Here is a 14,063-nt window from a genome sequence, read left to right as displayed (position 1 = left end):
AGATTTTCGCAAAAATAATTTTTTTTTGTAAAAAGTCAAGTTTTTTTTAAAAAATGTTAAATCAATAAAAAAAGAACTTTGTTATAATTTTTCAGGAATCCATTTAACTTCCTCTGCTTTTAAGTCTTGTGACAATTTTCGTGCCAGTACAAAAAGGTAGTCAGAAAGTCGGTTTAAATACATTAAAACAGCATTGTTAATTTCTTCTTCTTCATTTAAAGCGACAGATAATCGTTCGGCTCTACGGCATACACAGCGAGCTATGTGACAAAATGACACGGTTTCGTGTCCGCCAGGTAAAATAAAATGAGTCATTTGTGGTAAACTCGTATTCATTACATCTATTTGGTTTTCTAAAAACTGAATAGAATCATCTGTAATTTTATTAATATTTAAACGCTCTTTACCGTTTTTTAAAGTTTCTTTTTCAGGTGGAGTGGCAAGCATTGCGCCTAAAATAAATAAATCACTTTGGATTTTAGAAAGAGATTTTCTTAAAACTTCATCCTTGTTTTTATCTCTTATCAAGCCAATGTACGAGTTTAATTCATCTACCGTACCGTAGCTTTCAATTCTTAAATGATGTTTAGGTACTCTGGTTCCTCCAAAAAGAGCAGTAGTTCCTTTATCGCCAGTTTTAGTATATATTTTCATTTATTGCTAAATTTTTTATTGATTTTGTAAAGTTAGTTTTTCTAAAATATATTCAGGGCAACGCATTGGTTTTTTTGTTTGCATGTTAATAAATGCTAAAACAGTATTACCTGTACAAATTAATTCGTCTTTTTGATTGGTGATTTTGTAATCAAATTCGATCTTAACAGCAGGTGTTTTTTTTAAGGTTGTTGTAATCGTTATTTCATCATCATATAGTGCTGATTTTTTAAAATTGACGGATAATGAAATAACAGGTAGCATAACCCCGTTATTTTCCATATATTTGTAAGTAACACCTGTTGATCTTAGTAGTTCAGTACGACCTATCTCTAAGTATTGAGCGTAATTACCATGATATACAACGCCCATTTGATCAGTTTCAGCATATCGGATACGAATTGTAGTTTTATTTTTTCTCAAAGTATTTTTTATGTTAAAATCGCATTAACGTTACGTAAAAAATAATTAAGAATCAATAGTGAATTGATTTTTTTATACTGAATTTTATTCACACTTTTGTTCGCTCATATAGGCAACTATATAGTCCCCGCAGATTGAATAAAAAATTAACAAATTAAAATAGTTTTTAACCCAAATGACTAAGACTGCTGATTCGGTTTGGAATGAATGTTTATCTTTTATAAAAGATAACATTAAACCCCAAGCATATAAAACTTGGTTTGAGCCAATAAAGCCAATAAAATTGGCAGGGGAAGCTCTTACAGTTCAAGTACCTAGTAAATTTTTTTACGAATGGTTAGAAGAGCATTATATAAAATTATTAAGAGTTGCTTTAGTGAGAGAATTAGGTTCTGAAGCAAAGTTAATTTACGATGTACGTATGGAAAATACGTATAGTAGTAATAGTCCACAAACAGTTAAAATTCCTAGCTCAAATCGTAACCCATTAAAACCACAAAAAGTAACGGTTCCGTTAGAGTCTAAAAGAGAGTTAAAAAACCCTTTTGTTATTCCAGGATTGCAAAAAGTAAAAATAGAATCTCAATTAAATCCAAATTACAACTTTGTTAATTTTGTTGAAGGAGATGCAAATAGATTGGCAAGATCTGCTGGTATGGCTGTAGCTAACAAACCAGGAGGAACTTCGTTTAATCCATTGTTAGTTTATGGTGGGGTAGGTTTAGGAAAAACACACTTAGCACATGCTATTGGTGTTGAGATAAAAGATAAATATCCAGATAAAACAGTTCTATATATATCGTCAGAAAAATTTACACAACAGTTTATCGATTCTGTAAAATCGAATACTAGAAATGATTTTATTCATTTTTATCAAATGGTTGATGTGTTAATTATTGATGATGTTCAATTCTTATCTGGTAAAACAGGTACACAAGATGTGTTTTTTCATATTTTTAATCATTTACACCAAAACGGTAAACAAGTAATTTTAACTTCGGATAAAGCGCCTGTTGATATGCAAGATATTGAACAGCGATTATTGTCTCGTTTTAAATGGGGATTATCAGCAGAATTACAATCGCCAGATTTTGAAACTAGAGTTTCGATACTTCAAAATAAGCTATATAGAGATGGTGTTGAAATGCCAGAAGAAATAGTAGAATATATTGCTAAAAATATAAAATCGAATGTACGTGAGTTAGAAGGTGTTATTATTTCGATGATTGCACAAGCTTCTTTTAATAGAAAAGAATTTACAGTTGAGTTGGCGAAAGAAATTGTTGATAAATTTGTAAAAAACACCAAAAAAGAAGTTTCTATCGATTATATTCAAAAAGTAGTATCGAAATATTTTGATATGGATGTAGCTACTTTACAATCTAAAACAAGAAAACGACACATAGTTCAGGCGCGTCAATTAGCTATGTTTTTTGCCAAACGTATGACAAAATCTTCATTAGCAAGTATTGGTAGTCAAATTGGTAAAAGAGATCACGCTACAGTATTGCATGCTTGCAAAACGGTAGATAACTTAACTGAAACGGATAAGCAATTTAAAAAATACGTTGAAGACTTAACGAAAAAATTAACACTGTAATGAAGAAAAAAATACTGATGGTGTGTTTGGGGAATATTTGTCGTTCGCCATTGGCTGAAGGTATTTTAAAATCTAAATTATCTGATAATTTTATAGTAGATTCTGCTGGAACGGCAGGTTACCATGTAGGTGAATTGCCTGATAAAAGATCTATAGAGGTTGCTGAGAATTACGGAATAGATATTACGAATCAACGATCAAGAAAGTTTGTGAAGTCTGATTTTAAAGAGTTTGATTTAATTTACGCAATGGACGGAAGTAATTACCATAATATTCTTTCTATAATTGATGATAATGAAGATGTTCAAAAAGTAAGAATGATTTTGAATGAATTGCATCCATCAGAAAATAGAAATGTTCCAGATCCTTATTATGGAGGAAATCAAGGTTTTGAAAACGTATATAAAATGTTAGACGAAGCTTGTGAGGTTATTGCATCAAAATTTAATAATTAATGAAAGGTAAATTATACTTAATTCCAACAACTTTAGGAGAAACAGAGCCTTTAGAGGTAATGCCTATATCGGTTAAAAAAGTGATAGAACATCTTGATTTTTTTATTGTTGAAAATGAGAAATCAGCTAGAAGATATATTAAAAGAATTACCCCTCATAAATCACAGCCATCTTTAGAGTTATTATTGTTAGATAAGTACTCTAACGACATGGAAATTCAGCATTACTTAGATGTGTGTGATAAAGGGATTTCAATAGGTTTATTGTCTGATGCAGGAGTGCCAGCAGTTGCAGATCCAGGAGCTGCTATTGTAAAATTAGCTCACGAAAAAGGAATTCAAGTAGTGCCATTAGTAGGTCCTTCTTCAATTTTATTAGCAATGATGGCTTCGGGTATGAACGGGCAAAGTTTTACGTTTAATGGTTATTTACCTATTGATAAGTCGGATAGAAAAAAAACTATTAAAGAATTAGAAAAAATATCGAGAGATAAAAATCAATCTCAAATATTTATAGAAACACCATATCGTAACGAAAAAATGTTAGATGATTTACGTGCTACATTATCAGCAGATACTCGTGTTTGTGTAGCTTGCGATATTACACTTCCATCAGAATATATAAAAACATTTACTGTTAAAGAGTGGAAAAGTATAAAGACAGATTTGCATAAGCGACCAACAATTTTTATTATACATAGATAAAAAGAAGTTGTTAAATCGGGTGATTAAAGTCGTTATGCTGAATTTTTTCTAATGATTTCCAATCAAAATAAGTTAAAAAACTCCATCTTAAAAAGATGGAGTTTTTTATATTTTATAAATTATATGTATTAAACTTGAGGTTTTTTATTTGCATCAATATTAGATACATCATACCCAGCAAATTTTTTCATATAAGATTTTATAGAAGTGCCAAAAGCGTCGTTAAATGTAAAAACTCCGTTAGAACGTAAGTATTTTTTTACATTACCGGCGCCACTTAAATGAGCAGCAGCTAAAATTCCCGATTCGGTAATTTTGGTGCCGTTAATGGTTTTACCAACACTTCTTTTAATATCTTTTCTTAAAATCCATTTGTTTACTTTACAATAAGCGATAAATGCTTTTTCTTGTAATTCGGGCGTTTTTAGGAAGTTTTGAGTATTGTAAATTCTAAATCTTTTTAAGGTTTCTCTTCCAAATTGGTATTTTCCTAAATAGCCGAGTTTATTTACAATTTTGTACCTTCCTTGAGATTCTTTAAAAGCGAGTGCTTCTTTAAATCCTGTAAAATCTTTTAGTAAAAAAGGAAAGTTAATTTTTTCAGCGTAATATGCTGGTTTTTTTGGAGTAAGAGTGTTTCTTTCTTTCTTAATATTAAGTGTTGTAAAACTACTAAGTATTACAAAACCGATAAAAACAAATACTAAATTCTTGATAATTAATTACTTTCTGTTAAGCGGGTGCAAAATTACATAAAATATATAATATCAAAAGTTTTTAATGTTAAAGTTTGTTAACTGGTTGGTTTTTAGTTGATAAGTGTTAGTTTTTGATGTTATTAAAAATATAATTTAGCTGTGCTTCTGTTGTGTATTTAGTGATAAAACTCCTTTTTTGTTCTTTTTATTTACAAATAAGTTGTTTTTTATTTAAAAAAAGATAATTGAATTTAGTAAAAAAATATATTTACCTATTTATTCCTCGTTGTGTAATCCATCGTTGATATTTAGCAGCATTTCTGTTGTGTTGTGCTAAAGAGCTAGCGAAATCATGAAAACCAATTTTTTCAACACTCGCACACATGTAAAAATAATTGTGTTTTTTGTAATTTAAAACAGCATCTATTGATGATACATCTGGCATTGCTATTAAAGACGGAGGTAAACCTGTATTTTGATAAGTGTTGTATGGAGATTTTATTTTAAGATCTTTATTTAATACACGTTTTACAACAAAATCTTGTCCTTTAAGTTGTTTGATACTGTAAATAACAGTTGGATCTGCTTGCAAAGGCCAGTTGTTTTTTAGCCTATTTAAATACAAACCAGCTACAATAGGGCGTTCGCTTTTTTGAGCGGTTTCTTTTTGAACGATAGAAGCCAATGTTATAACTTCTTTTTTTGATAGTTTTAAGTTTTTAGCTTTCTCTAATCTTGATGCATTCCAAAAACGATGGTACTCAACAAGTATTTTATTACGGAATTTCTCTGCAGAGGTGTTCCAGTAAAACTCATAACTATTCGGAATATACATTCCTAAAGCATTTTTTTGATTGAAATCATTTTTTGTTAAAAAGTTAACATCACTCATGGCTTTAAGTAAAGAAATGGAATCCGTTTCAATTTGTTGTGCAATTCTTCCTGCTAACTTTTCTAAAGTATCTTGATTGTTAAAAGAAATTTTTATAGGCGTCTGGTTTCCGCTACGAAGTAAGTTTACAAGATCGTTTAAACTCATTCCCTTTTTTAAGATGTATTTACCTCCTTTAGGTTTGGTAAATTTTTTCTTTTCGGCAACCCAAATAAAATCATCAGGTTTGGTAATGTAGTTAGATAGCTGTTTTTTTAAGCTATTAAACGTGTCATCTGATTTTATGTAAATTGCTCCGTTTTTAGTAACAGCTTCGCTAAATATTTTTTGATAAATGCTAAAACTTATAATTCCGCCAATTAAAAATATGGCAGCGATCCCTCCGTATATTATTTTTTTATTCATTGATTAGTTGAAATAAAATTTCGTTTTTATATGTATTGTTGGTGAAAATCCAATCTTTTTTTATGCCGATTTCTTTAAAGTTATGCTTAGAAAAAAGACGAATACTGTTTTTGTTATCATCAGTAATATTTGCATATAATTGATGCATTTGTAAATATGTAAAGCAATATTTAATTAAAAGTTGTAAGGCTTCGGAGGCAAATCCGTTTTGCTGATAATCAGGATGAATTAAAATTCCGATACCAGCTCTTTTGTGTTGCGGATTAAAATCAAAAAGATCTATCATTCCAATCGTATTTAACGAAGCATTATCTTCAATAACTAAACGTAATTGTTTGGCTTCGTAAATATCTAAATGTGCATTTTCTAGGTATTGTTTTAAAATAAATTTAGAAAACGGAGTTTGTGTATGGCTAATTTCCCAAAAAGATTCGTTGTTTTCTATTTTAAATAAAAAAGCTAAATCTTCAGGTTCAAGTGCTCTTAAATTAATATGTGTACCTTTTAAAGTATTCATTTATAACTCTATTTCTCCTTTAAATATACAAACTGCGGGACCTTTTAAAAATACATTGGTATAATTTCCGTTATCTTCATTAAAACTAACTTCAAGTAAACCACCTTCAACAGGTAAATTAATAGCAGTTTCGGTTGTTTTTTTAGTGGCGTACATTGCTATGGCAACGGCAGTAACTCCGGTTCCGCAAGCTAAAGTTTCATTTTCAACTCCTTTTTCGTAAGTTCTAACTCTAAAGGTATTTGAGTTTATTTGTTCTGTAAAATTTACGTTGGCGCCTGGGTTTTCGTAACTATATCGTATTTTGCTTCCGTTTTTAACTACAGGGTAATTTTCTAAATCTTTAACAAGTTGTACATGATGTTGTGTACCTGTATAAGCAAAAACACTTTCTTTATTAACTTTGATGTCGTTAACGTCAATCATTTGTAACGAAACAATACCATTGTTGTTTATTTCGGCATAATGAGCACCATCAATAGCAGTAAAAGTAGTTTTAGTATTAACGATGTTTAGTTTTTTAGCAAAAGCAACGGCACATCTAGCTCCGTTGCCGCACATTGCTTGGCTGCCATCTGCATTAAAATAAATCATTTTAAAATCGGTCGTAGTATCTTCTTCTAAAAGAATTAACCCATCGGCACCAATTCCAAAATGCCTATCACATAATTTAGAAATTAAAGCAATGTCGTTTTTAGGAAAAGTTTTAGTCCTATTATCAATAATAATAAAATCGTTTCCTGTTCCTTGATATTTGTAAAAAAATAAGCTCATAGACAGCAAATATACGTGATTTTATAAGAAACTAGAAGTGTTAAATAGCGGTTAAAATCAGTTAAAATGAAGTTAAACAGAATTATTAAGAATGTTAAAATATTATATTTGAAGTATTAAATTTTGTAAGAAAATGAAGAAAATAATTGGAACATTAGGAATCGCTTTTTTAGGCGGAGTAATTGCGCTTGCAGGATACAAGGTAATCGTAGAAAATCCTGAAGTGATTGTAGAAAAAAATGTAGCATCAGTATTGCAAACAGTACCTGTAAATTACACACCAACAGTTGTAAATACATTGGCTACACCAACAGATTTTACAGAAGCTGCTGATAAAACAGTACATGCTGTGGTGCATGTTAAAAATACGGCAGTACGAACACAACAAAATCCGTATGCACAACTTTTTGGAAGAAACGGTACTAGAAAATACGAGCAAGTGGGAACGGGAAGTGGTGTGATTATTTCTCCTGACGGATATATTGTAACGAATAATCATGTTATAGAAGGAGCAAACGAAATAGAAATAACGTTAAATAATCGAAAAAAGTTAAAAGCTGTTTTGGTTGGTACAGATAAAAATAATGACATCGCTTTACTAAAAGTTGAAACCGATGAAGAATTACCAAATTTACCTTTCGGAAATTCTGATAATGCTAAAATTGGTGAATGGGTTTTAGCAGTTGGAAATCCATATAACTTAACATCAACAGTAACTGCGGGAATTGTAAGTGCTAAAGGGCGAGATTTAGATGGTAATAGAAATACAGAAGCTTTTATTCAAACAGATGCAGCTGTAAATCCAGGTAATAGTGGAGGTGCGTTGGTGAATACAAGAGGAGAATTAATAGGGATAAACACTGCAATTTCATCAAAAACAGGTTCTTTTATAGGGTATTCTTTTGCTGTGCCATCAAACATTGCTAAAAAAGTTGTAGATGATTTATTAGAATTTGGATCGGTGCAACAAGCATTAATAGGATTTGTACCTTATGATGATAAAGAGGGTGTTATTGAGGGAGTGAAAATTGATAAAATAGAATCAGATAGTGAGGCTTTAAAGGCAGGCTTGCATGAAGGGGATATTATTAAAAAAGTTAATGATGTTAAAATTACTAAATTTTCTGATTTAAAAGGGCAATTAACTGCAAAACGTCCTGGTGAATACGTAAATGTAACTGTAAATAGAGCGGGGAAAAATTTGATAAAAACGGTTAAATTAAGTAAAAAAAGTACGTTTACTTCCTTTTCTTTCGGAGTGCAATTAAAGGATTTAACAAAACAAGAAAGAAAAAAATACGGAATTAACGGAGGTGCTAAAATTACAGCAACGAACAATAAAGGTTTTCAATATTATAAGGTTGGTGCTGGTTATATTTTAACTAAAATTAACGGAAAAGAAGTAAGTAATGCTTCAGAGGCGGTTTCGGTTTTAGATAACCATACAAGAAATAGGCAAATGGTTTTAGAGTTGATGGGACCAGATAGGCAAAAAGAATATTTTAGATTTTAAATTTATCTAAAAAAGGAACTAATGTCGTTGAAAATTGTTTTTCAACGACATTTTTATTTTATATAACTTATTACGAAATCGTTTGAAATTCCTATTTTTGTAGCAAATTTTTTAAAATTAGTTAATACACAACTATGTCAACAATAACAAATTACGAAAAAGAAGTAGTAAGTCAAGCGCAAGTTAGAAGAGCTACAGTTGAATTTATTAATATCGTTAATGATTTATGGTACGATAAATCGATAGAATTAGTTTTGTTTAGAAACCCATTAGTAGATAAAAGGGCTAGTGAAGTTTTAAATTTAATTGATTATGCAGGAGAATTTGTCGCAAAACCAATTTCAATTAATGATGCTTTAGAAATAGCAAAAGCAATACAAAATATTAATTTACCAGCATCAAAATTAGATATAGGTAAATTAGCATACGAGTATCATTTACAAGATGATGCTACTTCAGATAAGCAAACTTTTGTACAAAATCAGTTAAAAGATGCTACTCAGGCAGAAACAATTCAGCCTAAAGATGTAGTTTTATATGGTTTTGGTCGTATTGGTCGTTTATTGGCTCGTGAGTTAATGACAAAAATGGGTAAAGGTTCTCAATTAAGATTAAGAGCAGTAGTTACTCGTGGAGAAATTAATCAAGCTGTATTAGAAAAAAGAGCATCATTATTAAGTATTGATTCTGTTCATGGTGATTTTTTAGGAACTGTTCAGGTTGATGTTGATAATAATGCTTTAATTATAAACGGAACAACCGTTTATATGATTTCTGCGGGGAAACCAGAAGATATTGATTATACTAAATACGGCATTAACGATGCGTTAATTATAGATAATACAGGTGTTTTTAAAGATAAAGAAGCTTTAAGTCGTCATTTAGTTCCTAATGGAGCAAGTAAGGTTTTACTAACTGCGCCAGGAAAAGGAGTGCCAAATATTGTACACGGAGTAAATCATTCAGAAAATAATCCTGATAATGTTGATATATTCTCAGCAGCATCATGTACAACAAACGCTATTACGCCAGTATTAAAAGTGTTAGAAGATAACTTCGGAATTAAAAAAGGACATTTAGAAACGATTCATGCATATACTAATGATCAAAATTTAGTAGATAATATGCATAGTAAATACCGTAGAGGTAGAGCAGCAGCTTTAAATATGGTAATTACCGAAACAGGAGCAGGAAAGGCAGTTGCAAAAGCATTGCCAGCTTTAGAAGGTAAGTTAACATCAAGTGCTATTAGAGTGCCTGTGCCTAACGGATCTTTAGCGATTTTAAACTTACAATTAAATTCAGAAACTACTGTAGAAGCTGTAAACGCTATTATGAAGCAATATGCTTTAGAAGGTAATTTAGTTGAGCAAATTCAGTATTCATTAAGTAATGAGTTAGTTTCTTCTGATATTATTGGAACAACTGCACCGTCAATTTTTGATAGTAAGGCAACAATTGCAGACGGTAACACTATCGTAATCTATGTTTGGTACGATAATGAGTACGGATATTCACACCAAGTAATGCGTTTAGCAAAGCATATTGCTAAAGTTCGTCGTTACACATATTATTAACATATGTATAATAAATTGTAAAAAGAAGCCGAAACATTTTTTTGTTTCGGCTTCTTTTATTACATTTGAATCATAATAACCCCCTAACCCCCTAATTATGAGAAAAGTATTCCCTATGCTTTTGATGTTTATATGTGTTGTAACGTCATCATTTTCACAAGAAATTAACGAATTAGATTTTTTAACATCAGGTAAATGGCAAGTAGAGTCAGTACAAATTGGTGAAGAAGTTCAGAATTATTCAAACGATAATAGTTGGATGGTTTTTCATGCAGATGGAAAATACCAAGTTGTTATGAGTGATGATGAAAGAAGTGGTAACTGGAAGTTTGAAGAAGCAACGAAAGTTATTAAATTTGAAGAAGACGAAAGTTTATTTGAAGGTTTAAAAATTGAATTATTAAACAAAAAAGAACTTTTATTTTCAGCAACAGAAGGAGACATTGTTTACACAATGAAATTAAGAAAGTAAAATTTTACTAAATATTTTTAAAAAAACCAGAACGAAAGTTCTGGTTTTTTTATGTTTATAAAGATTAAGAAAACCTTTTTTATTAAATTAGCTTAAAACTATAAAGTATGAGATTGGTAGTATCATTTTTTTTAATTGTAAGTATGGTAATAAATGTTAATTCGCAAAGTAAATTGCCTTATTATGAAGTGCCTGATGCATCAAAAGAATTTACTGCAGGTGCTGTTGCTAGTAGAACGATAGATGGATTGGGGTTTAGGTATTATTGGGCAACAGAAGGATTGTTAGAAAAAGATTTAGCATTTAAACCTAATAAAGCAGCAAGAACAACAGCCGAAACAATAGATCATATTTTAGATTTATCTCAAGTAATTATAAACGCTGTTTTTAATAAGCCAAATGGAGCAAAGCAACCTAAAATGACTTTTACCGAAAAACGAAAAAAAACATTAGAAAACTTAAAACAAGCAAGCGATGTTTTACGAGTAAGTAATGATTTATCGCAGTATAAAATTATTTTTGGAGAAAAAAAATTCCCGTTTTGGAACGCATTAAATGGCCCAATATTAGATGCTACTTGGCATGTTGGTCAAATAGTTTCTTTTCGTCGTTCGTCTGGCAATCCGTTTCCGAAAGGAGTTTCTTTTTTAACAGGAACAGTGAAGAAATAATAATTTTTTACAGCTAATATTTTAATGACAATTCAACAAAAAATACAATCGCTTCGCGATGAATTAAATCAACATACTTATAATTATTACGTATTAGACAACGCAACAATTTCTGATTATGAGTTTGATGTAAAGCTAAAAGAATTACAAGAGTTAGAAACAGAAAATCCGCAGTTTTTTGATGCCAATTCACCAACTCAGAGAGTTGGAGGTGAAATCACAAAAAATTTTGAAACAGTTACTCATAAAAACAGAATGTATTCTTTAGATAACTCATACTCTAAAGATGATTTGTTAGATTGGGAAAAACGCATTCAAAAAATATTAGGAACTGATGAGATTGAATACACTTGCGAATTAAAATACGATGGTGCTTCTATTAATTTAACTTTCGAAAACGGACGGTTTGTAAAAGCAGTAACCCGTGGTGATGGTTTTCAAGGAGATGAGGTTACAGCAAATATTAAAACGATAAAGTCGATTCCTCTGGTTTTAAATGAAAATTTTGTTTCCAATTTTGAAATGAGAGGCGAAATTATTTTACCTCTTGACGGTTTTAATAAAATGAACGAAGAGCGTTTAGAAAATGGAGAAGAAGCGTATAAAAATCCTAGAAATACAGCAAGCGGAAGTTTAAAATTGCAAGACAGTACAGAAGTAGCTAAACGTCCGTTAGATTGTTTATTGTATCAAGTGCTAACATCTGAAAGAAAATATAAAACACATTTCGAGAGTTTAGAAAATGCTAGAGAAGTAGGTTTTAAAGTACCAAAAACAATTGTTTTAGCAAAAACGATTGATGCAGTTTTAGAGTTTGTAAATGATTGGGATGTAAAACGACACGATTTGCCTTATGAAACAGACGGAATTGTAATAAAAGTAAATAATTTACAACAACAAGAAGAGTTAGGTTATACGGCAAAAGCGCCACGTTGGGCAATTGCTTACAAGTTTAAGGCGGCACAAGTTTCAACAGTTTTAGAAGAAATTACGTATCAGGTTGGGAGAACGGGCGCGATAACTCCTGTTGCAAATTTAACACCAGTGCAGTTGGCAGGTACTACTGTAAAAAGAGCTTCGTTGCATAATGCAGATCAGATAGAAAAGTTAGATATTAGAATTAGCGATACTGTTTTTGTAGAAAAAGGAGGAGAGATTATTCCTAAAATTATAGCGGTAGATTTTTCTAAACGTTTAAAAGATTCGCAGGTAACAAAATACGCAACCAATTGCCCAGAATGTAATACCGAGTTGATTAGAACGGAAGGTGATGCAAAACATTATTGTTCGAATGAGTTTGGCTGTGCGCCACAAATTACAGGAAGAATTCAACATTTTATTAGTAGAAAAGCCATGGATATTGATGGCTTGGGAGGCGAAACGGTTGATTTGTTGCGAAAAGAAGGATTAATTGAAAGTTACGCCGATTTATATGATTTAACTGCGGAACAAGTAATTCCGCTTGAGCGTATGGCAGAAAAGTCTGCTAAAAATATGATTGCAGGAATTGAAAAATCAAAAGAAATTCCGTTTGAAAAAGTGTTATTTGCATTAGGAATTCGTTTTGTTGGAGAAACTGTAGCAAAAAAATTAGCAAAACATTTTAAATCGATAGATAATTTAATGACAGCTGATTTAGAAACGTTAATATCAGTAGATGAAATTGGAGACAGAATAGCGCAAAGTATTCTTGATTTTTCTAGTAATTTGGCAAATATTCAATTAATTGAGCGGTTAAAATTATATGGAGTGCAATTAGAAGTATCTGCCGAAAGTTTAAAAAATCAAACAGATAAGTTGGCAGGAAGTGTATTTGTAGTTTCAGGAGTTTTTCATCAAATGAGTAGAAACGAACTTAAAAAAGCAATAGAGGATAACGGAGGAAAAGTAAGTTCATCTATATCAAAAAAAACAAGTTTTATTGTTGCAGGAGATAATATGGGGCCAAGTAAATTAGCGAAAGCTGAAAGTTTATCGATTCCAATTATTTCAGAGCAAGATTTTATCGATTTAATTAGCTAAAAATATGAGCAAAAAAAATAAAATAACAATAGCATCAATTGTGTTTTTGTTAATAGCAATAGCAGATGTGTATGCAGTAATTACTCAGAATAAAAGTATTGAAATGGTTTTTAAACCGTTACTAATGACAAGTTTAGTAATTGTGTATTTATTATCGGTTAAAAAAGCTAATTTTTGGTTAATTTCGGCCTTGTTTTTTTCGTTTTGGGGAGATGTTTTTTTATTAGATAAAGCAAATTATTTTGTGTTCGGATTGGCTTCTTTTTTAATAGCACATTTAATGTATATTAAAATGACAAGTCAGTTTTTAATAAATTCATCTTTTCTTAAAATAATTAAAGCAGCAATTTTTTTTGTAATATTATTTTTTGTAATATTATTTTTAATAAAAGATAATTTAGGAGAAATGTTGGTGCCCGTACTTGTATACGGAGTTGCTATTTCGGCATTTGGTACTTGTACTTTGTTAAATTATCAACAAAAAAAATCAACAGCAAATATAGGGTTGTTGTTAGGCGCAATGTTATTTATTGCTTCGGATAGTTTAATTGCGTTAAATAATTTTTATAAACCGGAAATATTTTTCGATATTGCTATAGTAGTATTATACATCGTTTCGCAATACTTAATTGTAAAAACGATGATTGCTAAAAATGAATAGAAAAATTAAGTGAAAATGTTATGTT

General features: G+C 30.5%; 15 protein-coding genes. 9 read left to right on the top strand and 6 right to left on the bottom strand.

Annotated elements, in window-relative coordinates; all coding sequences use genetic code 11:
* Positions 1–81: 81 nt before the first annotated feature.
* Together ACN5J5_RS01275 and ACN5J5_RS01270 are read right to left on the bottom strand one after the other, a co-directional pair.
* Positions 82–654, bottom strand: coding sequence for a cob(I)yrinic acid a,c-diamide adenosyltransferase (locus ACN5J5_RS01275; protein WP_418645550.1), 573 nt, complete (start codon positions 652–654; stop codon positions 82–84).
* A gap of 15 nt (positions 655–669) precedes the next feature.
* Positions 670–1,077, bottom strand: coding sequence for an acyl-CoA thioesterase (locus tag ACN5J5_RS01270; RefSeq protein ID WP_418645549.1), 408 nt, complete (start codon positions 1,075–1,077; stop codon positions 670–672).
* Positions 1,078–1,252: 175 nt separating this feature from the next.
* Between ACN5J5_RS01270 and dnaA the strand changes: the two genes are divergently transcribed.
* The 3 genes from dnaA to ACN5J5_RS01255 are packed head-to-tail and all read left to right on the top strand — an operon-like array spanning position 1,253 to position 3,836.
* Positions 1,253–2,677, top strand: coding sequence for a chromosomal replication initiator protein DnaA (dnaA, locus tag ACN5J5_RS01265; protein ID WP_418645548.1), 1,425 nt, complete (start codon positions 1,253–1,255; stop codon positions 2,675–2,677).
* Entirely contained in the window at positions 2,677–3,132 is a 456-nt protein-coding gene (locus ACN5J5_RS01260; protein WP_418645547.1) for a low molecular weight protein-tyrosine-phosphatase, read from the top strand. Before dnaA ends, ACN5J5_RS01260 begins: the two co-directional genes overlap by 1 nt.
* Complete coding sequence (locus ACN5J5_RS01255) at positions 3,132–3,836, top strand: SAM-dependent methyltransferase (RefSeq protein WP_418645546.1); 705 nt, start codon at positions 3,132–3,134, stop codon at positions 3,834–3,836. Before ACN5J5_RS01260 ends, ACN5J5_RS01255 begins: the two co-directional genes overlap by 1 nt.
* A gap of 128 nt (positions 3,837–3,964) precedes the next feature.
* On the opposite strand, the gene ACN5J5_RS01250 is transcribed toward ACN5J5_RS01255, so the two are convergent.
* From ACN5J5_RS01250 to dapF, 4 genes are all read right to left on the bottom strand, one after another.
* Positions 3,965–4,555 (bottom strand): peptidoglycan-binding protein LysM, encoded by a 591-nt coding sequence (locus ACN5J5_RS01250; protein ID WP_418646519.1) that lies wholly within the window; start codon positions 4,553–4,555, stop codon positions 3,965–3,967.
* Between the two features lie 247 nt (positions 4,556–4,802).
* Positions 4,803–5,831, bottom strand: coding sequence for an endolytic transglycosylase MltG (mltG, locus tag ACN5J5_RS01245; protein WP_418645545.1), 1,029 nt, complete (start codon positions 5,829–5,831; stop codon positions 4,803–4,805).
* Complete coding sequence (locus ACN5J5_RS01240; protein WP_418645544.1) at positions 5,824–6,348, bottom strand: GNAT family N-acetyltransferase; 525 nt, start codon at positions 6,346–6,348, stop codon at positions 5,824–5,826. The genes mltG and ACN5J5_RS01240 overlap by 8 nt, the downstream gene beginning before the upstream one ends.
* Complete coding sequence (dapF, locus tag ACN5J5_RS01235) at positions 6,349–7,122, bottom strand: diaminopimelate epimerase (RefSeq protein WP_418645543.1); 774 nt, start codon at positions 7,120–7,122, stop codon at positions 6,349–6,351. It lies immediately after the preceding gene.
* 133 nt (positions 7,123–7,255) lie between these two features.
* Here dapF and ACN5J5_RS01230 point away from each other — a divergent pair, with 133 nt between their 5' ends.
* The 6 genes from ACN5J5_RS01230 to ACN5J5_RS01205 all read left to right on the top strand — a co-directional run bounded on the left by ACN5J5_RS01230 (position 7,256) and on the right by ACN5J5_RS01205 (position 14,038).
* Positions 7,256–8,635 (top strand): trypsin-like peptidase domain-containing protein, encoded by a 1,380-nt coding sequence (locus ACN5J5_RS01230; protein ID WP_418645542.1) that lies wholly within the window; start codon positions 7,256–7,258, stop codon positions 8,633–8,635.
* Positions 8,636–8,769: 134 nt separating this feature from the next.
* Entirely contained in the window at positions 8,770–10,212 is a 1,443-nt protein-coding gene (locus tag ACN5J5_RS01225) for a glyceraldehyde-3-phosphate dehydrogenase (RefSeq protein ID WP_418645541.1), read from the top strand.
* A gap of 97 nt (positions 10,213–10,309) precedes the next feature.
* On the top strand, positions 10,310–10,684 hold the full coding sequence (locus ACN5J5_RS01220; protein WP_418645540.1) for a hypothetical protein: 375 nt from the start codon (positions 10,310–10,312) through the stop codon (positions 10,682–10,684).
* Positions 10,685–10,791: 107 nt separating this feature from the next.
* On the top strand, positions 10,792–11,355 hold the full coding sequence (locus ACN5J5_RS01215; RefSeq protein ID WP_418645539.1) for a hypothetical protein: 564 nt from the start codon (positions 10,792–10,794) through the stop codon (positions 11,353–11,355).
* 24 nt (positions 11,356–11,379) lie between these two features.
* Complete coding sequence (gene ligA, locus ACN5J5_RS01210) at positions 11,380–13,377, top strand: NAD-dependent DNA ligase LigA (protein ID WP_418645538.1); 1,998 nt, start codon at positions 11,380–11,382, stop codon at positions 13,375–13,377.
* A 4-nt stretch (positions 13,378–13,381) separates the two neighbouring features.
* On the top strand, positions 13,382–14,038 hold the full coding sequence (locus tag ACN5J5_RS01205; protein ID WP_418645537.1) for a lysoplasmalogenase: 657 nt from the start codon (positions 13,382–13,384) through the stop codon (positions 14,036–14,038).
* The last annotated feature ends 25 nt before the right edge of the window (positions 14,039–14,063 follow it).

Source organism: Tenacibaculum insulae, assembly GCF_964512435.1.
Classification (GTDB): Bacteria; Bacteroidota; Bacteroidia; order Flavobacteriales; family Flavobacteriaceae; genus Polaribacter; species Polaribacter insulae_A.
This window is presented reverse-complemented; position numbering and strand designations above follow the sequence as displayed.

Bases quoted from the DNA above. Each gene is read 5' to 3' on its own strand.
- ACN5J5_RS01275 (WP_418645550.1), bottom strand. From the start codon at position 654: ATGAAAATATATACTAAAACTGGCGATAAAGGAACTACTGCTCTTTTT.
- dnaA (WP_418645548.1), top strand. From the start codon at position 1,253: ATGACTAAGACTGCTGATTCGGTTTGGAATGAATGTTTATCTTTTATA.
- ACN5J5_RS01260 (WP_418645547.1), top strand. From the start codon at position 2,677: ATGAAGAAAAAAATACTGATGGTGTGTTTGGGGAATATTTGTCGTTCG.
- ACN5J5_RS01255 (WP_418645546.1), top strand. From the start codon at position 3,132: ATGAAAGGTAAATTATACTTAATTCCAACAACTTTAGGAGAAACAGAG.
- mltG (WP_418645545.1), bottom strand. From the start codon at position 5,831: ATGAATAAAAAAATAATATACGGAGGGATCGCTGCCATATTTTTAATT.
- ACN5J5_RS01240 (WP_418645544.1), bottom strand. From the start codon at position 6,348: ATGAATACTTTAAAAGGTACACATATTAATTTAAGAGCACTTGAACCT.
- dapF (WP_418645543.1), bottom strand. From the start codon at position 7,122: ATGAGCTTATTTTTTTACAAATATCAAGGAACAGGAAACGATTTTATT.
- ACN5J5_RS01230 (WP_418645542.1), top strand. From the start codon at position 7,256: ATGAAGAAAATAATTGGAACATTAGGAATCGCTTTTTTAGGCGGAGTA.
- ACN5J5_RS01225 (WP_418645541.1), top strand. From the start codon at position 8,770: ATGTCAACAATAACAAATTACGAAAAAGAAGTAGTAAGTCAAGCGCAA.
- ACN5J5_RS01220 (WP_418645540.1), top strand. From the start codon at position 10,310: ATGAGAAAAGTATTCCCTATGCTTTTGATGTTTATATGTGTTGTAACG.
- ACN5J5_RS01215 (WP_418645539.1), top strand. From the start codon at position 10,792: ATGAGATTGGTAGTATCATTTTTTTTAATTGTAAGTATGGTAATAAAT.
- ligA (WP_418645538.1), top strand. From the start codon at position 11,380: ATGACAATTCAACAAAAAATACAATCGCTTCGCGATGAATTAAATCAA.
- ACN5J5_RS01205 (WP_418645537.1), top strand. From the start codon at position 13,382: ATGAGCAAAAAAAATAAAATAACAATAGCATCAATTGTGTTTTTGTTA.